Annotated in this window: 14 protein-coding genes and 2 pseudogenes; 5 read left to right on the plus strand and 11 right to left on the minus strand. The window is 59.3% G+C overall.

Features of this window, described 5'->3' with window-relative positions:
• Nucleotides 1-15 precede the first annotated feature (15 nt).
• The gene (locus CF161_RS25750; RefSeq protein WP_020299560.1) at nt 16-615 is read right to left on the minus strand and encodes a hypothetical protein; all 600 of its coding nucleotides are present in this window, start codon (nt 613-615) and stop codon (nt 16-18) included.
• A gap of 89 nt (nt 616-704) precedes the next feature.
• On the opposite strand from CF161_RS25750, the gene CF161_RS25755 reads away from it, so the two are divergent.
• The 3 genes and pseudogenes from CF161_RS25755 to CF161_RS32490 form a co-directional block, all read left to right on the plus strand.
• Nucleotides 705-1,259, plus strand: coding sequence for a hypothetical protein (locus CF161_RS25755; RefSeq protein WP_020299561.1), 555 nt, complete (start codon nt 705-707; stop codon nt 1,257-1,259).
• Nucleotides 1,260-1,342: 83 nt separating this feature from the next.
• Nucleotides 1,343-1,906 carry a DUF4272 domain-containing protein gene (locus CF161_RS25760; RefSeq protein WP_020299562.1) on the plus strand — a complete coding sequence of 188 codons (564 nt, stop codon included), beginning with the start codon at nt 1,343-1,345 and terminating at the stop codon, nt 1,904-1,906.
• A gap of 329 nt (nt 1,907-2,235) precedes the next feature.
• Nucleotides 2,236-2,484, plus strand: a pseudogene (locus tag CF161_RS32490) (hypothetical protein); the annotation flags it as partial.
• Between the two features lie 366 nt (nt 2,485-2,850).
• Here CF161_RS32490 and CF161_RS32920 read toward each other — a convergent pair.
• The 8 genes and pseudogenes from CF161_RS32920 to CF161_RS25795 form a co-directional block, all read right to left on the minus strand.
• Nucleotides 2,851-3,375: a hypothetical protein gene (locus tag CF161_RS32920; protein WP_156882735.1), complete on the minus strand. Its 525-nt coding sequence runs from the start codon at nt 3,373-3,375 to the stop codon at nt 2,851-2,853.
• Nucleotides 3,376-3,808: 433 nt separating this feature from the next.
• Nucleotides 3,809-4,015 (minus strand): annotated as a pseudogene (locus CF161_RS33790) (hypothetical protein); the annotation flags it as partial.
• 339 nt (nt 4,016-4,354) lie between these two features.
• Complete coding sequence (locus tag CF161_RS32925) at nt 4,355-4,615, minus strand: hypothetical protein (protein WP_156882736.1); 261 nt, start codon at nt 4,613-4,615, stop codon at nt 4,355-4,357.
• Between the two features lie 743 nt (nt 4,616-5,358).
• Complete coding sequence (locus CF161_RS25775; RefSeq protein ID WP_020299566.1) at nt 5,359-5,802, minus strand: hypothetical protein; 444 nt, start codon at nt 5,800-5,802, stop codon at nt 5,359-5,361.
• Between the two features lie 2 nt (nt 5,803-5,804).
• A complete protein-coding gene (locus CF161_RS25780; RefSeq protein WP_020299567.1) occupies nt 5,805-13,241 on the minus strand; it encodes a DUF637 domain-containing protein in 7,437 nt (2,478 codons plus the stop codon).
• Between the two features lie 24 nt (nt 13,242-13,265).
• Nucleotides 13,266-14,984, minus strand: coding sequence for a ShlB/FhaC/HecB family hemolysin secretion/activation protein (locus CF161_RS25785; protein WP_020299568.1), 1,719 nt, complete (start codon nt 14,982-14,984; stop codon nt 13,266-13,268).
• A 337-nt stretch (nt 14,985-15,321) separates the two neighbouring features.
• Entirely contained in the window at nt 15,322-15,642 is a 321-nt protein-coding gene (locus tag CF161_RS25790; RefSeq protein WP_043230378.1) for an isochorismate lyase, read from the minus strand.
• 23 nt (nt 15,643-15,665) lie between these two features.
• A complete protein-coding gene (locus tag CF161_RS25795; protein ID WP_020299570.1) occupies nt 15,666-17,690 on the minus strand; it encodes a DKNYY domain-containing protein in 2,025 nt (674 codons plus the stop codon).
• A 174-nt stretch (nt 17,691-17,864) separates the two neighbouring features.
• Between CF161_RS25795 and CF161_RS25800 the strand changes: the two genes are divergently transcribed.
• Together CF161_RS25800 and CF161_RS25805 are read left to right on the plus strand one after the other, a co-directional pair.
• Nucleotides 17,865-18,821, plus strand: a complete 957-nt coding sequence (locus CF161_RS25800; protein WP_020299571.1) for an alpha/beta fold hydrolase — start codon at nt 17,865-17,867, stop codon at nt 18,819-18,821.
• Nucleotides 18,822-18,930: 109 nt separating this feature from the next.
• Entirely contained in the window at nt 18,931-19,341 is a 411-nt protein-coding gene (locus CF161_RS25805) for a hypothetical protein (protein ID WP_020299572.1), read from the plus strand.
• Between the two features lie 79 nt (nt 19,342-19,420).
• On the opposite strand, the gene CF161_RS25810 is transcribed toward CF161_RS25805, so the two are convergent.
• Complete coding sequence (locus tag CF161_RS25810) at nt 19,421-19,741, minus strand: hypothetical protein (RefSeq protein WP_020299573.1); 321 nt, start codon at nt 19,739-19,741, stop codon at nt 19,421-19,423.
• A gap of 458 nt (nt 19,742-20,199) precedes the next feature.
• Nucleotides 20,200-21,591 (minus strand): GABA permease, encoded by a 1,392-nt coding sequence (gabP, locus tag CF161_RS25815; protein WP_020299574.1) that lies wholly within the window; start codon nt 21,589-21,591, stop codon nt 20,200-20,202.
• Between the last annotated feature and the right edge of the window lie 127 nt (nt 21,592-21,718).

Below are 21,718 nucleotides of genomic sequence, written 5' to 3' on the forward strand. Positions count from 1 at the left end.
CGCTTTGGACACGGTTCAGGCGCCGTACCGGTGCGTCGGCGGCAGGCTGATATGGGCCGCTGCGGGCAGTTGCCTCAGGCGTTCCAGCACACTGTGCAGCGCTTCCAGGCTCTGCTGGGTGCTGATGTGGATGCAGGTGTTATCGCCCAGGAACTGCCGAGTTTCGACGAGGTAGGTGCGGTACTGGGCATGACCGCGCCGTGGCAAATCAATCGACTGATCCAGGCTCGCGATACGGGTGATATCACCGAAGGCAATAAAGTGCCGGTAAACGCCACCGGGGGCCGTTTCAGTGCCGCAGGCCAGGTGCAGGCCCTGGGCGTCGAACCAGGCCTTGGGCCGAGCAGGCGGAAACAGCCGCCTGCGCACGCCCAGGACCAGCAATGGAATCATCACCATCGACACCCCAAGGATCAGCGCCAGCCCCTGCTGCCCCAGCGCCACCGCTCCCAGCAATCCGAGAGCCAGCACCAGCCAGCCATAACGCAACACCCGGATGGGGCCCGGCACCGGCATGGCCAGCGCCGGCAGTTCCCCTCCATCGGCCCACAAGCTGATGTGCTTGGGAAACAACAGGATAGGCGCATCGCTGGCAGACGGGCTGTACTCAGGCATTAACAAATCAGCTGGTAAAAAATGTGCCGCCATATTACTAGGTACGGCCCGCACTACCTCAATATCTCGCCATGGAAGCCGTCCCCCTTATGCCCACCCTGCCACCGCCCCTGCGCCGCCTTTTACTTGGCCTGCTGCCCCTGCTGTGCACCGCCCACGCCTGGGCAGCGGCACCGGCCAGGACCGTGATCGATTGCGAGCTGGCGGGCCCTTCCCAGCGGCTGACCTTGCTGCGCAGCGCCGCCTTTGTCGACTCGTTTATCTATCGCCTGCGCCATGGACCGCAGACCTGGCTGCTCTACAACAGCGAAGACGATTCCCTGGGCATGAATGTGCAATGGCAATGCGTGGCCACCGGTGCCAACAGCCACCTGCTGCTACTGTCCGGCGAATTCACCGCCAACTACCTGCAAGGCGCGGCGTTCTACTGGGAGCCCCAGGGCAGCCGGGTGCAGCGCATCGATTTTGCCGAAAGAAACCGCCCCGGTTGGGTGCAGATGACCGCCCAGGGGCCACGGGTGATCTTCAACAATGTCGGCCATGAAAGCAGCCACCGCTACCTGGTGTACGGCCCGCGCGATGCCTACGAAGAGCTCGACCAATTGCCCGCCGGGCTGATCAAACTGCACGCAAAAACCGACTGACGCCACACGTTGAACGCCGCCGAGGGCTGTGCCAGGATCGCCCTCCCGGCCCGTTCGGCCACAGAAATGGAGCTTCGCAGCAGATGACCGAGCACGACGATGACGCCATGAGCGCGCGTACCCCAGAACAGGTCGCACAACGCTTGCTGGCCCTGACGGCCACCGTGTCGCGCACCTACTCGGCAGCGGACTCGCCGGAACTGGCCTGGGTCAAGCAGCACGGCGTCGAGGCGTTTTTCTCGGATGAGGAACGGGCTTTTTACCAGCAACCGGAGCCCACCGAACAGCAGCTGGTCAACTTCAGCTGGCGCGCCGAAGGCCTGGTCGCAGTGGCCTGGGCCCTGGGCGGGCTCGACCAGCTACCGGCGCTGAACCTGACAGCAGATCTGAAGAGCATCCGCCTGCTGGCCCAGGCCATGAAAGACCCTAAAGCCTTTATCGCCCAGGCCCAACTGCGCCCGGCGGCCGATATCGAAGCCGCCGAAGGCGAGCTCTATCAGCAGCACTGGCGGGTACGCGATGCCCAGTTGTTCAACAAACCCATGCCCGAGGAACTCCACCCCGGGGTGGTGTACGAACGGCGTTACGCCTTGAGCTGGCTGGTGGGCTATGGCGATGATTGGGATGAGGTGCCGACGGATACTTGAGGGCTAGGTCTGAGTGGGTAGTTCAGCGGGGGATAGTCATTTAGCTCGCAGAGCAGCGAGGGTGAACTGATGTTGCATCTGCCCGCTGGTCGCCCAAATGGCGATTCAGGTTTGGCGACCTGACAGTAGAGAATGCAAAAGTCATTGGCTTGCTTGCAGATTCACACCTACAAATTGCCTTATTGGCGGCTGCACGCGGGAGACCTTATGGTCTGCCGGTTTTCTCCGCTGCCGGTTCGCCAACCTGCGTACAGCTGCCACCCATCGTTTGGCGACGAATGAGTGATGGCCTCAGCAATCAAGCAGAGAGTCTAATCATGGAACGATAAATGCCCATTACGGGTCACGACTGTAATACCCCCTCGTTACTTATTGATACTCAGGCACCTATTGATGTATCACACGATGCAGCCGCCTATCGCAATCGTGCAGTTAATCAATTGTTGGAAAACTTCGTCACTTCTGATGAGGTTTGCCACAACCCTATAGTCCTTCAAGAAATGACACTTGCTTGCGCCATCTTGTTACGTGATGGTTGCGACTTGCTGGATGTAGTGGGGCGGAAGCTACAGAAACAGTTTTCAATATGGCGAAAAATGGGCGGCGTCCGCCGCCCGTTGTTATCGCCTGTAAAAAACTCAATTACTAAAGAACTAAACACTCATACCAAATCCTAAAATGCTTACACACCCTCAAATTAAAACTGCTTGGTAGCGATACGGCCACCTCAATAAAAGTATCTCTCGTCACTGACCGCCGGTTAAAAATCGCCGCCGATTTCTACCCAGCCAACGACAAGGACAATGACTACGCCACCGCCCGGCCCGTGTCCTGGATCAGGCTACGGGGATTGTGGCTGAGGCAGACGGGGGCTTGAGGTGAACGAGAGCGTTAAAACGCGAGTAATTAAGGGGTGTCTGATGATTACGGCTCATGCATTCTTTTTATCGAAAAGTCCAATCATGGATGGATATATATTGGATTTCTTGCTCAGGCGCACACTCTAAAGATGCCCGATAGTCCGTAACAAAGCTTATCCCTTCTACAACCCTATCACCCTCAACAACAAGAAACTCATCATCCTCACAGTTAAAATTAATCCTATAGAATTTACTTAACCCCAAAATATTTTCGCCAGACTTAACTCCTCGAAAATTTCCTAGACACCCTTTACCCACGAGAATCCTATAAAGAATTTTCTTCTCCTCAAAGAACAAAGAAACGACATCATCCATATATGAGAAAGAAATTTCTTTTAGATCAAGTCCAGTTGCCTGTCCTATTTTTGATACCACCCCTACCCAACCAGAATTCTTAGAGAGTACATCTTTTAGATTGCAGTCATTTTCAAACCATTTAACCACACCGAGTCTTTTCTCTACACTCTCTAAAGACTCTCCGAGTCTAAATCCAGCCCCAGCTAAACCAGGAACCAAATCCGCATATAAGTCTGGATTTATCACTTTCATAGTTTTATTCCCAGACACTCTATTTACCGGCCTCATACTTTAGCCTGTTACCTTGAGGGTCATAGCATCTCTGATAACTAGTGATAGCTCCAGATTCAAACCCCGAAGCCGGATCAATAACTGCAACTTCCAAACCATCCTTATAAGTAAAATTATAATATTCACCAACTTTGTGCTTTCCACTACCTGGATGATACTGAATCTCGGAAATTGTTGGATGCCCTTCAACTGTATATGCCTGGGCCTTTCCTGAGGTTCCTGAGCGAATACTTGGGTCAGCGTTGCACCATCCATCTTATAAGATCGGATAAGATCATTTATTGCCCCCCCCAAACCTTATCTAGGTTTCTCGGGATGTCAGTTTGTACGGCTAAATCTTCTCGCAAACCTACCCGTGCATTTGCAGAGGTTGCAGGGATCTCTTTCCCTGCAGTTAGCCTAGTAAAATATCTTGGGTATCTACAGCTTCCACAGAGCCGTTAGTAAGCAGAACCCCCAAGCCAAGCTGAGGGTCAAACGTCGCGTCAAAAATAAAACCAATTTGACGTGCGTCAGCGTCAAAAGCGGACATCACTTTAATACACCTCAGAGAAACCAATTTCCCAATGTCATTAACTACGTGAACCCTCGGCGCCTTGGTATCAGCCTCATCAGCATCAAATCACTATCGGTATTCCTCAAGCCTGCAAACGTAGTAGCTAAAAAAAGCTTTCTCTACCAACAAAAAAACAGTGGTTTTTCAGACTCTTTCACACCCAACTTACTAGCCAGCATCTGGTTAGCAGCGCGGAAATTAGCATCTCGCCTTGTAGACATTAGACCAGAAAGTCTAACCTCTTGAAGTGCAACCACAGAGAAGTCCGGATAGCCATTCTTGTATGAAATCCCATTAGGGAACCTCCGACCAACTTGCCGCAACTGAGCGGCAAGTTGGTCGGAGGTTCCCTAGGTCTTTCGCCGTACCTTTCGCACCAAAGATTTAATCCTGTCGACTAGGAACCACCTCGACACCATTCGAAAACACTGAAACCACGCTGCCTTCCCACCCATAAAAGATCACACCACCGTCGAAATACTCAACTTCAAAATTACCATCAACTGCCCCTCCACACCCGACAATATCAACTGACACACCAGACTCAAGCCAATACTCTTCAGCCCAAGGTTCAATAATAAGCAGCATTGCTTTAGATGTTCCATTAACACAGTTAATTTTCATGACACCATCAATCGCAATCATCTAAAACCGTCCCCACACTCCTACTGCAACTCTTTACAGAGGCGCACCAGAATTTATCTTACATCATTTAGGCACCTAAACTGCGAAAAAAGCCACTAGATAAAAAATCCAGAAACCTCTTACACCAATCACAGACAATATCAAAATCAAAAAACTCTCAGCTTCTGCACTCCCGATAAGAAACTTCAGATTCCCCGCCTCGGATTTAAGCTCAATCCCCAGGTTACCTCCTCACTTAGAAAGGAAAGCGTTCCAATCCTTGGTTTCGAGCCATCTTCTCAAGGCCAAACGTTTCATAATTGCGTATACCACGCACCTATTCTAGAACTACTATGATTTGGAATTCAGACTTTTCTACATACTTCCCTGATACATCAAGGCCTTTTGGGGAGGAGGCTTTTTCTGCTGCAACCTGTGCAACAGGACCAGAGGGCTCATAGTGCCCAGATGTATTATCGATCAGGCGCGCAGCTGGCAAGTTTTTGAGATCGGTGCCCTGGTAGGTGGTGCGCACTATGTAGTAGCCGGAGTGGCGATCGCCCCGGCAGTTGCGGTTGCGGTTGCGGTTGCGGTTGCGGTTGGCTACGCTTTCGCCGGCTTCGAAGTCTGCCTAGGCGTTCTCCAGTTCACCAACCTTTAGTTGCAGGTTGCCTTTGCTGTAGAGATCGGCATAGCTACTGAGCTGGCTATCGGCGCGCAACTGCATATCGACGCCGCCGAAAACCAGGTTGCCGGACCGAGAATTAGTCCCTGTAGAAATCGAGCCAGTCAACTGGATTAGCAGTTTCTTTATTTTTTAGAAAGCTCTCATATCGCACCCTATTCTTTTCCATATCTTCCTCCTGGAGACTAATAGAAACAAACCCGCGACCTCTTTCTTCAACCACCAGTTCTACGGGGTCAATCTTTAGAGGAGTAGTTTCGAAGAGCCACCCAATGACTTTTGCCTTATGAAATAAAAAACTCTCACCTCCACCTAACGGGAAAACCCTATCTATTACGGAAAAAATAACTGCCGAATCAGAAAATTCAATCCTTTCAGCCTGCCTATAATCTCCGACATATTTTTCAGAAATAAGAAACAACCTATAATCAATAATCACTAACCATCCAGCCAGCTCGATTAGACCCTCACTGCCGACAAACCGATTAAAAAAATCACTATATTTTTCATTTGGAATTTTCATGCCTATTTGCCTATCACAATCGCGTTAACACCATCTGACATCGCTTTATCCAAAAAGTCCTGCCGAACACCTCGTGGCCCTGCGCTTGGGTCTCTTGTCATATAATATTTGACACCATTCACAATCTGCACGCCATCTACGATTATGAAATGCTTCCCTGGCCCCGAAGGAACTTGAACTATTACACTACCAACCTCCTCCAAAGCCTTATTTAACTGCCCAGGAAACATGGTCGTATTCACTGTATTTTTGACACCCGCCTTAGTGATCACCTCTGACAACTCTAAAGTATTTACACCACTAGGCCTAACTCCATTCACAAACTTTCCTATGGTGTTTTCCAAGTTAATAAAAACCCCTGTTCCATCGGTTATGGTCATAGCTGCACAAGCGGGACCACACACAGGCGCATTGCCTTGTGAAACAAACGTTCCTTTAGGATCATATGCAATAGTTGGACTCCCCTTGATAGCGCCGCCCGCGCCATCCACATAAGCTCCGCCCAAGTTCGAGCTACTGTTTCCCTTTACCGAAGCCTTTTGCAAAGCCTGCTCTTGAGCCGCTCGCTCAAGAACAACAGTAGCCTCTTCAACCTTGCCTAGCTTGAGAAGCGTCCTCGCTTCCCGTAACGCAACCGACAACAAGTCGCCCAAAAGCGGCAATAGCCCAACGGTAGCAAACGCGTAGTCAATGCCATCCTCAGCTTCCGCATAAGCTTTGGCATCTCCAACGCCAGGTGTGAAGTCAGCGCCAAGCGATAATAAGCTCTTCGCAATACGAGTCGATAGCTGCGCTGTGACCAGGTCGTTGACACCTCGAATGCTATAAAGCTCAGCCTCGATGGTATATCTCATCAACTCCGGGTTATTTTTTGCCTGCAGGTACTGCTCGCGTGCCTCAGGAGTATTTTGATGGCGCAGTAGATCCAACTCGGCTGTGCGCATCTCAATGCGAACCGCTGTACAAGCAGCACTGCTCGCAGCACCGTTGCAAGCGGCCCAAAGCGCTTTATCGCGCCCTACGTCCAAGCGGTTAAGTTCATCTCGCCTGCTACAGGCATCGGCATTTCCCGCCTGACACTCTTTCTCGGCGTTAAAACGCTCTTCATTTTCAGCATGGTTCAGGTAGTTGTACTCAGTCGCATTCTTCGCCACCCACCCAGCCTTCTCCATCGACTGCGCATTCGCATCCTTCTGCGCCGCAGCCGTCAGCACGCCCACGATTTGCGAGCTCATGGACAGCAGCGTTTTGTTACCGCTCACCAGCTTGTCCAGATGGACGACCAGGGCCTCGTTCACGCCCGCCGCCAAGGCGCCGGTCTTGAAGTCGCCACCGGTGGCTTTTGACAGCAGGCCGCCGACCATGGCGTGGACCAGGATCTTGGGTGGCATGCCTTCAGTCAGCACGCCTTCGGTGTAATCACCCACGGCATTGAAGCTCGCGGCGGCCAGGGTATTGAACAGCGCGCTTTTCAGCGCATCGCTGGCACTGCCGCCCTGCCCCAGTGCCTTGCTCAGCAGCATTGACGTACCCGACTGCAACGTCTGGTTCGCAGCGAACTGGCCTACCCCGGTCCAGGTGCTCAGGTTCGGGACGGTGACCTTGTTGGTATACGGATTGGTGTGAGTTCCCGTCAGCTCGTCGAAAACGCCAGAGGTCAGCCCCGCCGTCACACCAGAAATCACGTAGCCCTTCATGGCATTCGAAGAGGTCACGTCCTTGAACACGGCCCCGAGGTTGCCGCCGTTATTGATGAAGCTCACGGTCGCGTTGGTAGAGGCTCCGGATGCAACGGCGCCTACTACGGCACCGGTCGTACCGCCCCCGACCAGCCCACCGGCCATTGGCCCGATTACCGCGCCCATCAATATCGCAATAATGATCTGCGACGCCGGCCCAAGCCCCGCGTTGCTGTACTTGAAGGAGTCGTGGATTTCCTTCACTTGGCGCCAGTCGACATCACCGCGTTGCTCGGCGTCCTTGAGCCACGCCAGTTGCGGATCGGCGGCGACCATGGCGTCGATGGTCTGGCTGACGCTTTGCCGGTTGACCTGCCGCACATCAATCTGCAGGCCATCGACGGCCTTGATCACGATGTTGCCGGCCGCCACCATCTGGCTCTGGCGCAGGGTTTCGTCGGTATTGCCCTTGCCTTTGGAGGAAACCCAGAACGCGTTGTTGTTGGTCTTCTCGTGACTCTCCTGATGCAGGTCCTTCACCCCTTCAAAGGCGATGGCTCCGCCGCTGTCGAGGAGGATGTCGCGGCCGCTGTCGAGTTTGGCCACCTGATAGGTTTGGTCGCCACCGCTCTTGAGGGTCAGGTCGCCGCCGGCCTTGATGGTGCTGCCCACGTTGGTGATGTCGGTGACTTCGTCGCGCTGGGTTTTCTTGCTGCCCCAACTGCCCTTTTTCTTCATGTCGTACAGCGAGTAATCGCTGTTTTCGGCGGCCAGCAGGTTGAGTTGCTGGCCGGCATGGACATAAGCCTCTTCACCCGCCTCGAGCGTGCTGGCAATCAGGGTGGCGTCGCGCCCGGCCAACAGGTCGAGGTTGCCACCCGCGCTGAATTCGCTCGCGACTTGGCGAGTCTGGCTGTCGATGCTGTGGACTTTTTTCTGGCCCTTTTTGTAGCGGCTTTCTAGGGTGTGTTCGTCGGCGGCGGAGACCAGGTTGATGTCCCGCGCAGCCTCGACACTCAGGTCCTCTCCGGCGCTGGCGCTGCTGGCCAGGGCGTTGATGTCGTTACCGGCCTTCAGCGTGAGGTTGCCCTTGGCACTGACGCTGGAGCCCAGCTGGGTCATGTGCTCTTCGCGGCGTATGCCGCGCCCCAGCGCTTCGACGCTGAGGGTGCGGTCTTCGACGGCAAGCAGGTTGATGTCGTTGCCCGCGCTCAGGGTGGCGTTACCGCCACTGCTGATCCGCCCTGCGTTCACCAGGTCCTGCGCTGCGTTCAGGGTCAGTTGCGAACCGGCGCTGATCAGGCTGCCAGCGTCCACATGGGTCACGCTGCCGGCACCGACAGACAGGGCGGTGGCCGTGCGATCGTTGACGATATGGCCACTCAGGCTGGTGAGGTCGACCTTATCGGCACGAATCTCCCCGGCCAGGGCGTTGCGGATGCTGCCCTGCGCCAGCAGGCTCAAGCGGTCGTTGGCTTGGACCAGCCCCCCCTGCAGGACGCTGCCGCCGCTGATCAAGGTGAGGTCTTTGCTGGCGCGCAAGGTCCCCACGTTCTTCAGGTCAGCCCCACTGATCAGGTTGACGTCACGCCCTTGAATCAGGCTGGCGCCGCGCAGGTTTCGAGAGTCGACCTTGGCCAAGTACAGCACCGGGGCGAGTACCGATTCGCCGCCGACCAGCCGTTCTTCCATCCAGACAATGTCATGGGTCAGGGCCGCCATCTGCTCAGCCGTCAGGCCCACGCCAACACTCAAGCCCAGGGCGCTCTTGCTGCCGATGGCGTTGTCCATCAGGTACTGGAACTGCTCGTAGTCGCTGCTCAGGCCATCGGCAAGGAAGCGTTGCCCGGTCTGGGCCCGCACGGCATCGGCGATCAGGCGGGTTTCATATTGACCATCGCCCAGGCGGCGAGACGCTTCGCGAAAATCGTAATTGAGTTGGCCCAGCAGGTAGTCCGAGCTCATGAACCGTTTGAGGTCAGTCAGCGCCGGATTGGTTTCGATCAGGTACTGACTCGCCGGGTTGCGGGCCTGGGTGAACAGGCCATATTCACCCTGGGGCAAACGGAAGGTCGGCAGCGAAGTCGGGTCGACGCTGACAAACGGCGCGTCGCTGAAGTCCTGTGGCACGAAGCTGACGTGGACGCTGCCATCGGCATTGACGACTTCAACCCGCTTCACGTCTTTCAACGGCCCCGGAGCGCCGGCCTGGGTGCCGAGAATCACCTCCTGGCCACCAGCGCCATAGGCCTGGCTGTCCAGGGTGGTGCCACTGAGTTGAGCGTCGCCCTGGGGGCTGAGGGTTCCGTTGACCAGTTCACCGCTGATGTTCAGGCTCAGGGTCGCGCCGGCTTGTACGGTGCCACTTTCAAGGGTGTTGGTCCCGGGGGTGAGGGTGCTGTTGCTGCTGTGAACCCCATATTGGGTGATGGCGACGGGGATCGGCGCCTGGTCTTCGGGAGCCAGACCGGCGTTCCAGGCGTTCCAGGCATTGGTCGCCGCTTCGGTCACGCGGTAGGCGCTTTGGCTCACGCCGCTGAGGAAGTAATTGACGGTCTCGACGCGGTTGTCGAGGGTCAGCCCCCGGTTGTAGAAGTTGGCCGCCGTGACGCTGAGGTTACGGTTGGCCGCCAGCAGGCTCTGGCCATTGGTGACGGTCACGGCCTCCAGCAACAGGTCGCGATTGGCCAGCAGGCGCGCAGCCGGCGAGTCCTTGAGAACGTTGCCCTCGTAGGTGGTGCGCACGATGTAGTAGCCGGAGTGGCGATCGCCTCGGCAGTCGATGCAGTTGATCAGAATGTTGCGGTTGGCCACGCTTTCGCCGGCTTCGAAGTCGGCCTTGGCGTTCTCCAGTTCACCGACCTTGAGTTGCAGGTCGCCTTCGCTTTCGATGCTGCCGGACAGGTTGCGCATTTCACGGGCAAGGCCGCCGTCGACCGCAGCGAAGCTCAGGTTGCCTTTGCTGTAGAGATCGGCGTAGCGATTGAGCAGGCTGTCGGCGCGCAATTGCATATCGGCGCCGCTGAAGATCAAGCTGCCGGACTGGTTGCTGATGCCCTGGATGGCGGTAAGGCCAAGGAACTGTTGCGCGCCCAAGGTGCCGCGGTTGTCGATGGCCTCGGCGCGCACATTGAGTTGAGTGCCAGCGGTCAGGCGCCCCAGGTTGTCGAGCAGCCCGGTCAGGTTGACCTCGGCCTCGGCGGCACTGGCGATGCGCCCGTCCTCCTGGGTCAGGTTGGCGGCGTCGATACGCAGCGCTTTCTGGGTCGAGATCAAGCCCTGGTTGTTAAGGTCACCGGACAACGTCAGGACCAGGTCGCCATCGCTCAGCAGCTCGCCGGCGTTGTTCAGGCTGACGGCTGCCAGGCTGAGGTTGCCGGCACTGGCGATACGGTCGCCGGCCATCAGGGAGATGCTGTTCAGGCCACTGACATCCAGTGCGCCGTTGAGGTGCCAGACACCGGCGCCATCGACCTGGGTGATATTCCAGGCGCCACTGCCCTGGCCGATCACCCGGCCCTGGGCACCGAGCAGGCTGGCCGAACTCAGGTTGAACGAGCCGCTGCCCGCGTGTTCGATCTGCCCGCCAACGTTGTGCAGGGTCCCGGCTTGCAGGCCAAAGTCGCGGCTGCCAATAGCGATGCGCCCCCTGCGATTGTCCAGCTCGCCGCCGAGCTGGATACGACTCAGCTCACCCAGGTAGGCAATCAGCCGGCCGCCGGCACTGTTGTCCAGACGCTGCCCCTGGATCAGCAAGTGCTGGCTCGCCTCGATCAATCCGCCCTGGTTGTTCAGTCGGGCCACGCTCAGTTGCAAATGGCCGTCCAGGCTGGCGATGTGGCCTGCGCGGTTGTCGGCTTCGTCGGCGGTCAGGCTCAGGCTGCTGGCGCTGATACTGCCCTGCTGATTGTCCAGGTGCTCCAGCTCGAGCTGCGCATGACTGCCTCCGGCGATGACCTGGCCCTGCTGGTTGTGCAAGTACGCACTGCCCAGTTTCAAGCCGTTGCTGCCCGCCAGCAGTTGGCCGCCGGCGCGGTTATCAATCGCGGTCTCGGCCTGGATCTGCAGGCCGCTGCCGAGCACTTGACCGCCCTGGTTGTCCAGGCCGCCCTGGGTGGCGGTGACCTGGACGTGCTCGCCAACCATCACGCCACCACGGTTGTCGAGGCTGGCCGCCGAGAGCTCCATGTCCCCGGCCGAGGCTTGCAGGCGCCCCTGTTGATTGTCGAGCGCCTGCTCCACCGTCGCACTCAGGCGACCGGCCTCGGCCACGATGTGGCCCTGCTCACTGTTGTCCAGACTCTTGGCGTCCAGGGTGACCTGCTTGCCGAGCATTACGCCGTTGCGGTTGAGCATGGCCCCACCGTCCAGGCGCAGCTTGCTCTCGGCTTGCAGCGTGCCGCCACGGTTGTCCAGTTGCTCGCCGGCGCTCACCTTGGTCTCGCCGGTACTGGCGCCGATCAGGCCATTGCGGTTGTCGAGCCGGTTGGCACTGAGCTGGACCTGGGCACCGATCAGCTTGCCGTCGCGGTTGTCCAGCGTCTGCTCGGTGCTGATATCGAGCTGGCGCGTGGCGATGACCTGCCCGGCGTTGCGCAGGTTCTGCGCGGCGATCTGCACATCGCCCCGCGGATTGCGGCTGTTGTCGGCGTTGACCCCAGCCTCGATGGCACCGAGGCTGGTCAACTGGCCGTTGCTGGCCAAGATCACCTTGCCGCCAGCGGCGATGCTCTTGTCGCTGAACAGCTCGTCGCGGGCCTGGATATCCAGGTCACCGCCGGCGTACAGCGCATCCTCGGCCCGCAGGCTCTGGGCCTTGATGTTCAGGGCTGCCGTGGCGGCAGCGGTGGCCATGGTCAGGCGACCGTCAACATCGATGTGGATATCACCGGCGCTGGCGGCCATTTCCCCCGAGAGTTTGACGCCTACTCCTTGCTCGGTGCCCACCAGCTTGATCGCCCCGGCGTACATACCGCCCAAGGCACTGCTGTCGATAGCCAACTGCGGCGCCGGGGAGCCGCCTGGCGCCAGGGCCGTGACGGCCAGGCTGCTGGCGTCCACCTCGTTGCGCCCGGCGATGACATTGAGTTTTTTTGCATGGAGCTTGGCGTTGATCTTGGCCGAACGCGTGATCAGGTCGAACTGGTTGAGGTTGCTGGTATTGGCGCCGGCACCCTCGATGGCGATATCCCCGCCATCGACCGTGAAACGGTCCAGGCGGCCCTGGTCGACGACCGGCTTGCCCGTGGTCAGTGTGGCCTGGGGGGTGTTGATGAAGCCGCAACCGTCGCACGTAATGCCGTAAGGGTTGGCGATGATCACCCGTGCGGCCTGCCCGGCCACTTCGGTGTAGCCCTTGAGCTGCGTGCGGTTGTTGCTGGTGACCTCGTTGAGGATGGTGGTCGCGGATTGACCTTGAAGGTGGCTGTTGCCGAGGATGATTCCGCCCAACTGGGTGCTCTGGGTCCGGTCGATCGCGTTGTTGAGGATCAGGCCCTGGCTACCGACGTTGTAGTGCTCGAACGTGTTATGCGACAGGCCATTGCTGTTGGGCTTGGCAATGTTGACGACCGGGACGCCGTTGGCCGCCGCACCGAGGCTGCCACCGCCGCCATTGATGGCAATGCCCTCGGCCTGGACCAGCAAAGGTTGCCAGACCATCGCGTTGGCCAGAATCAGCGCCAGGCCGCGCCTGGCCAAGCCTCGAAAACCCTCGAGAGTGTGCAGTCGGGTCGCGGTGGCCTGTTGCGTAACGTCCATATCACGTAATCCTTGGCGCATCATTCAAAGAAAAAACTCAAGCCGAAAGTAGATCGGCGCCTCGCTTTCGCTGAGCGCCATGGGGCGCTTGAGCGAGTGGGCAAACGTCAGGCTCGCGCCCATGTGCGGACCCCGGCCAAAGAGCTCCAGGGCATTGCTCGACACCCGGCCGTTTTGCCCGGCACTGTGGGCGTCGTGGCGAACAACGCCCTGGTCGTAGGCCACACCGAGCCCGTACTGCTGAAGCCACGGTCGCAGCCAGGTGCTATCGACCTGGCGGGTCCAACGCAGGTCGTTGCGCCAGTAGCCACCACTGTCGCCCGAGAGAAATTGCTCCTTGTAGCCGCGCACCGCCGACTGCCCAGTGAGGCTGATGCGCTGGCTGTTGTAGAGCAGGTCTTCACTGCGCTGGCCGGTGGCCAGGCTGCTGAACGCCCAGTCCTCACCCCACAACTTGAACGGTTGCAGGTAACTCAAGGTCGCCGTGTATTTGCGGTAGCGGGCGGTTGGCGTGGTGCTTGCGGCGTGCTTGTCGGACATCGCATCCAGGGCGCCGAGGCCTTGCTGCATGCCCAATTCCAGGTTGCCGAAGGCGCTGCCCAACACCCGACCATGGCTAAAGCCGAACTGGGCTTCGGTGATGCGCTGGGTGCCGTTGCGCAGCGGGCTGTCTTCGATATAGCTGACCGTTCGCAGATGACTGAGGCCGGCGCTCAAAGCCGTCTTGCCTTGGGCGTCACGGTGAATCACGCGCTCGACGAGTCCTTGATGGGTCTGGCTTTCACCGCTGTACTTGAAATCGAAACCGGCACCTTGGCCACGGGTACGGTATTCACTGTCGCTGTAGCTGTAGCTGAAGTTCCACCAACCCCAGGGCAGGTTGTAATTGAGAAAGTTGCTGGCGGAACGGCGCTGGTGATCGCTGACGGCATCCTCGCTGCGCCGCAGGTTCAACTGGTCCGCGAGCCCGAGCGGGCTGTCCCAGCCCAACCCAAGGTTCCACTGTTGTTCACCGGTGCTTTTCTGGCCGTTGTTATGCCGGGCCAACGCGGCACGCCAAGGCTGTTGCGGCTGGTTGCTCAGCAACACCTGGCTGCCACCCACCGCCTCGCCAGGCATCAGCTCCATGGTGGCGCGGTTGGAAGGCAGCCGGTTGAGTTGGTCGAGCAATTGTTCGACCTGCCGCAGATTCAGGAGCTGGCCTTCATGCCCGGGAAAGGCCATGGCTATTTCCCGTTGGGACAGCTGGCTGCCCGGGGCCAGGTTCACCTGTTCCAGGCGGCCTTCCACCACCTGCACCCGCAAAATTCCGCTGCCCAGATGCTGCTGCGGCAGGTAGGCACGACTGGTCACAAAGCCCTGTTGGAGGTAGTGATCGGTGATGACCTGAAGCAACTGGTTGAGCTGCGCCATGCCCAGGCACTGGCCGTTATAGGGTGCCAGCAAGCGCGCCTGCTGCGCGGCGGACAACTGCTCGGCACCCTGCAAATCGACCTGGCGAATGGCAAAACAACGAGTGTCGCCAGCGACCTCGGGCGCATCGGGCGTTGGCGTTTTACCCGGCAGCTCCCTGAGTTCCTCAAGGCGCCGCTGCTGCTCTTCGAGCAGGCGGTTCTGGCGGTCGCGAATCAGCTCCTGATCGCCCGGATTGGTCGCGGCCAAGGTCGCATCCGGTACAGCAGAAAACCAGAGCAGGCACACAAACACGACGCGCAAGCGGTTCGCGAGGGAGGGTCCGTACATGTTCAATCCTTTGATAAGGCACTGCAGTCCATGCAGAAAGCGCGATGATGTTAAGTGGCCATCATTCTGGCGTCAATTAACCGCTGCATGACTCCCGACCGGCGGCGCATGCAAGCGTTCTTTGAGGCGTGAGGATGCTAGGCCCATGCTCCGCACGTGCACATAAGACCATTCTTAATTTATTGCAGACTTCTGAAAGCCTGCTTAGGGAACGCAAAAGCCCACCGACCCAGCCCCCCTATTGCGTGCTCTGTCGAGCCCCTGAAGGGCTCGCAGACAACAAACGGGGAGCGGGGCGGTGGGCTTTTAACCTTAGCGTGTGCCTAAGCTGATCGACTCAAACCGCAGGCTGCGCCGCCTGCCAATGCTGCAACTCTTGCTCGATAAAATGGGTGACCAGGTCGCTGTACATTTTCTCGATGGCGTCCGGGCTCAGGCCCTCGGCCTGGGCCCATTCGCGGCGGGTGGCGAGCATGGCCTTGAAGCGTTCCGGAGCGCGCACCGAGGTGGCCGAGGTCTTGAACTTAGAGGCCGCAAGGACGTACTGGAAACGTTGGCCCAGCAGTTGGATGACACTCTGATCCAGGCGGTCGATTTCCCGGCGGATATCGTCCATGCCCTGACATTCCTGGGGTTGCAGCGTTGTTGTCGCGTCCATGTGTGCAGTCCTTTGGTGAGTGATTAGTTCGACGTTTCGCCGGCCTTGGCCAAGGCTTGTCGGTACTCGTCTTCGCTGGTTTCGGTCAGGCCCAGGTCACGCTCGTAGCGATAGAAGGTTCGTTTGTCCCGGGCGAATTTGCCGTCGAGAAACTCCAGGGTCGGCAGGTCGATACGCTTGGCGCTCTGCGGGCGGCGGCCGCAGAACAGTTTGCGGGTCCCCAGTTGCAGAAACTCCGGGTGCGGCACCGACACTTCGTCCATGGTGAATTCCACATCCAGCGGTTTGCCGGCCCACGACATCAGTTCGGGGCTGAAGGCATAGCTGCCCAAAAAGCGCGTGGTCGCCGGGTTGAGGTGTTTTTTTATTTCGCCGTAGCAGTACACCGCCGACGCGTCCCTGGCCCAGCCGTGGCCGAAGGTTTCGAAGGTGGCGAGATCGGCTTTGCGCAGCAGTTCCGGCAGGTGGTAGTGAATCCAGTGCTTGAACACGGCCTTGCCATCGGTGATGTACACCTCATCCAGGAAGCGGAAATGCTCTACCGGCTGGGTCGAAAAACGCTCGGCGCCCATGTTGTCGTTTGCCTGGTAGTCGAGGAGGTACAGGCCATTGGCATCGCCGCACAGGCTTTCGTTGAGCAACCTGAAACTGGCCGCGTCCAGGCCTTCGATCTTATTCCCCTGGAAGTAGACACTGCGCCCCAGGCTGAAGCCCTGGCCGATATCCCGCAGGCTGGCCGGGTCCTCCTCGGCTTCAGGCTGCTCACGTTGCGCCTGCATGCGGTGCCACCAGTAATCCTGTCGCTCGGGGTGCGCGGCAAAGTACGGCGCCCACTGTTCGAACATCGCGTTATTAAGCACCCCGCCAGCGTTCAGCGGGCCATGCCGGTCGCCCACCAGCACCGGTGCGTATTCGTCCTCGCCGCGGTACAGCTTGGCCACCACCAGGCTTTCCACTTCCAGCTCCAGCGGCTGCTTGCCCAGATAGGCGCGCTGCTGATCGCAGTAATGGTTGAAGCCCAGGGAGCGAAAACTCGGGCCGTGAGCGCCGCGCAATCGGGTACCCGCGGCGTAGACGTGTTGCTCGTCCACGGCAAAATAGCGGTCGTCGCTTTCCGTGCTCGCCACCACTCGCCCGCCGGCGTCGAACTGCGGGTACTGCTCCTTCACCAGGCGGAACTCGCCGACGTTGCGGATGGTTCTGCCGGTGATGTAATAGGCGCGCCGGGCGTCCTTGGCGTAGCGCTCGTTGAGCACGGTGAAGCTTTCGAGGTCGACGTCATCGATGCTGTAGAAGTATTCGTAGCTCGCACTCGACCCTTGCTGCGCCTGGACGATGATCGACTGGCCATCGCTGAACCAGCGGCCATTGACCCGATGGAAACCCTCCGGATTGGCAATCGGCAACAGGCTGCCGTCCTTCTGGTGCAAGGGCTTGAAACCACGGCAGACCTGGCCATTGATCAGCCGATAGCCCGCGCTGTTGGTCGCTCGTACCTGATCGCCAGCACTGGCTACACGACTGCCATGGAGGAAGAGGTTGACCCCATCGCTGTACAGCGGCGACGCCACGGCACCTTCAGGCAGGTCCTGCTCCAGCAGGGCAAACTCGGCATGCCGCACGCCCTGCACCGCATGCACGGTGTAGTGGTGAAAGTAGTAGAGGGTCAGACGGTCGCGCCAATAGCCATTACCCAGGCTGTGCAGCGACTCGCGGAACTGGAACGGCAAGGCCTGCAACACCTGATAACCGTGGCGCCCGTCGTAGTGCGGCAATCGGTAGAAAACGCAGCGTGCATCGGCCAGCAAATGGGGCTGGCGGCGATGGCGCCAGACCGGCTGCCCGGGGATCAGCGGCGTCGGCCAACAATGTTGGGCGATGGCTTCTTCGACCAGCGTCTGAGGCGCCTTGCCCTGGGGGCTGATCAGAATGTAGGTGTCACGCACCTGGGCATCGCCCAGCAGCTCGCCCTGCAGAAATGCAAAGCCCTGATGCCACTCAAGCTCCAGTGGTTCCCAATCGGCAAGATCCCTTTCCAGCAATTCCATGTGCGGCGTTCCGAGGTGACAGAGGCGCCGATTATCGTGATCGGCCGGGGGCGAGTAAAGTTGCCCGACCCAGGGCAGCCCGGTTATTAATGGGTTCGCTAAAAAGAGCCGAGCGCTGCCACCCGTCCCTTCGACGGCCCGCAGCGGACCCAGCCCCAACCAGGAACACCTGCCATGACCGTGCAGTCCCCCTTGCCCGAGCCCGTCGCCCGCCAGGCCGCCAGCCCCGGTGGCGAAGCCTTCCACGAACGGGCCGCAGACGGCGTGCGCCTCGGTGGCTTTACCTGGCGCCATGCGCGCCACGAGCCGCAGCGCCCGGTGGTGATCATCAACGCCGCGACCTCGGTGCGTTGCCGGCATTACTTTCGCTTCGCCGATTACCTGTTCGCCCACGGCCTGGAGGTGATCGTCTACGACTACCGGGGCATCGGCGAGTCGCGACCGGCCTCGTTGCGCGGGTTCAAGGCGTCGTGGTCGGATTGGGGCGCGCTGGATTTCGAGGCCATGCTGCAACGTGCGCAGCGTGAATTCTCCGGGCAGCCGATCGATGTGGTCGGCCACAGCTTCGGCGGCTGCGCGGTGGGGCTGGCGGCGTCGAGCGCGCTGATCCGGCGCGTGGTGACGGTTGGCGCGCAGTTCGCCTACTGGCGCGATTACGCCGCCGCGACCCGCTGGCGCATGCTGCTCAAATGGCACCTGGCGATGCCGCTGCTCACCGCCGTCTGCGGTTACTTCCCCGGCAAGCGCCTGGGTTGGCTGGAAGACACGCCCTCCGGCGTGGTGCGCGACTGGGCCACCCCCAGCGCTCGCTACCAGGGTCGGCCCAGCGGGCGGGCACTGCTGGAGACGGCGGGCGGGTTGCCGTTCGCGCGGGTCACGGCCCAGATCCTGGCCATCAGCATCAGCGATGACCCCTACGGCACGGTGCCGGCCATCGAGCGCTTGCTGGCGTATTTCGAGGCTGGCGATTGTCACCATCGGCGCCTCACCCCCGAAGACATCGGCGAACAGCAGGTCGGGCATTTCGCGTTTTTTCGCAGCCACTACCAGGCCCGGTTGTGGCCGCTGGCCCTGGCCTGGTTGCAGCACGCCGAGCTGCCCGCCGACGCGCCGGGGCGCTGGCTTGATTGACCCGGGCCCGGCGACAAGGGTGCCGGCCCACTGATTTACTGGCATCCTGTGTCGCCTGATTGTCGGCTCCAGCCGCCGCTCCCCCCTTTTGTCACCAGGTAAGAAGCCCATGGCATCTGCAAACAAACAACACAAACGTGCCACCCGGGCCAAAGCCAAGGCCAAGCAGAACCGCAGCCAGCGCGCCGGCGCCAGCAGCGCAGTGGAACTGGACCCCAACGATGACCGCCTGGACTTCGAATCGGTGGACCTGACCGAACTGTTCAAGAAAATGCGCGACGCCGAGCAGACCAGCCAACTGGCCCTGTGCAGCGCCTTTTTGCAGGACCCGCTGCTGGAACTGGTGTTCGAGCAGGAAGGCGAAGACGGCGCCACCGATTTCATCCTTGCGGCGCTGATCGAGTACCGCCAGTGGTCCACCGAAGCCGATGAGGCCGCCGCCCTGGCCTGGATCGAGTCACCGGCCTTCCAGGCCGACTACGTGGCCGCTTCCCAGGCTCTGCTGGACGCCGCCAAGTAGCCGGTCTGAGGCCAAAAAAAAACGGGCGCTTCCATGATTGGAGGCGCCCGTTTTTTTTGTCTGGCTAAAAGCCCGTGGCTTATGCCGCTTCCAGCTTCGGGATTTCCATACCGATGTTGGCGCTGGCGTAGCTCAGGTCGCCGCTGGCGATGGACTGGGCCTTGAAGCCGGAGCCGATCAGGTCTTTGAGGTACAGCTTGTTGTAGATGAACATGAACACCAGGTTGCTCAGGCCGAACGTGAACATGGCCAGCAGGAACATGATGGCTGCCCATTTCCAGTCGGCGCGGAACAGTGCCGGGATGAAACCGAAGAAGAAAACAGTCCAGGAAAAGCCAACTGGCGCTTCCTTGATCGCCCCGGTATTAGGGTTTTTGAAGATGATCTTTGTGAACGCCATGCGCGTCTCCTTGTTGCCCCAATGTGAGATCTAAATGGCCGGGCTATCTCCATAAAGCTCTGAATGCCAAGCCCTGCTATCAAGGGCCAGATACGCCAACCAGGCCAGGTCACACAGCGTCCACACACAGCAGCAAGGCGGGATCGAGCGCGAGCTTATTGAGCTCGACGGCTATTGACTGCACGACGTCGGCAAGGGGTGTTTCAAGCAGGCTTAGCGAAACAGGGAGGGGTACGGCGCTGGACGCTCGATAAACGTTCCATCCCTGGTCACTGCAACGCTAATCCATAGCTTCTCTCACGCGGGAGCGTGCGAGCCTTTATCTGAGGGGGCGAAGGCTACTATTTCAACATCATGCTGTCCATGAAACCTCGTGTTACACCTCACAAACAGCAACAAAAAAGGCCGCGGTCAGGGCTGACCGCGGCCTTTATGGCACTCAACGCTGGCTCACGCCCTCAATTGAGCACCGGTGCGCCCACCCGGGCGAGCTTGCGTCGACGCGCCACCAGCAGGCCGGCGGCAATCACAATAATGCTCAGCAGGCCGGTGGCGAGGATCTCCACCCGGTGCTCTTCCTGGAACAGCATGATCGCCAGGACACCGATGATGAACACGATCACCGCATAGGTCAGGCCCGGGAACAGCCACATGCGGAAGGCGATTTTCTCGCCCGCCGCCATGCGTTTCTGGCGCATGCGCAGTTGCGACACGGCAATCACCAGGTACACCAGCAGGGCGATGGCGCCGGAGCTGGCCAGCAGGAAGTCGAACACCGCCGCCGGAGCCACGTAGTTGGCAAATACCGCGAGGAACGCCGCTGCCGTCGACAGCAGCACAGCCCAGTACGGGGTGCCGCTTTTATTGGTGCGCTTGGCCACGGCCGGAGCATCGCCACGCTTGCCCAGGGAGAAGAGCATGCGCGAAGCGGTGTAGAGCGCCGAGTTCAGGCAGCTGGTTACCGCGACCAGGACCACCAGGTCGACGATCAGCTTGGCGTTGGGGATGCCCATGCGGTCGAGCACGGTCTGGTAGGAACCCACTTTGGCCAGAGCCGGATCGTTCCACGGCACCAGGGCCACGACGATAAAGATCGACACCAGGTAGAACAGGCCGATCCGCCAGATCACCGAGTTGGTGGCCTTGGAGATCTGCTGCCCCGGGTTCTTCGACTCGGCGGCCGCGATGGTGACGATCTCGGTGCCCATGAAGGAGAACATGGTGGTCAGCATTGCCGCCAACACCGCGCCCATGCCGTTGGGCAGGAAGCCCTGGGTGTCGAACAGGTGCGACACGCCACTGACCTGGCTGCCCGGCAGCCAGCCGAAGATCGCCAGCAGGCCCAGGATCACGAAGCCGATGATGGCCACAACCTTGATCAGGGCGAACCAGAACTCGAACTCGCCGTAGTTCTTCACGCTGAACAGGTTGGTTGCGGTCAGCAACAGGGTGATGACCAGGGTAAAGACCCAGATCGCGATGTCGGGGAACCAGGCATGGAGGATGGTCGCCGCGGCGTTGGCTTCCAGCGGAATCACCAACACCCAGAACCACCAGTACAACCAGCCGATGGTGAAACCGGCCCAGTGCCCGATGGCGCGGTCGGCATAGGTCGAAAAGGAACCGGTATCCGGTGAGGCCACGGCCATCTCGGCCAGCATGCGCATGACCAGCACCACCAGGGTACCGGCGGCGGCATAGGCCAGGAGCACGGCGGGGCCGGCTTCGGCGATGGCATGGCCGGAGCCGACAAACAGCCCGGCGCCGATGACGCCAGCGATCGACAGCATGGTGACATGCCGCGGTTTGAGCCCCTGTTCGAGGTCATTGGAGAGTTGCGTACCGCTCATTTAAAGCACCTTTGCAACGAAAATAGATTCACTGCGCCCGGTCTGCATTCCTTCTCGTAAAAAGAATCCAACAGGGCGTTGTTTATTTCTTACGCAAGAATTGCGCCAAAATGTTACAGGATCCCGA

Source organism: Pseudomonas sp. CF161 (assembly GCF_000416215.1).
GTDB lineage: Bacteria > Pseudomonadota > Gammaproteobacteria > Pseudomonadales > Pseudomonadaceae > Aquipseudomonas.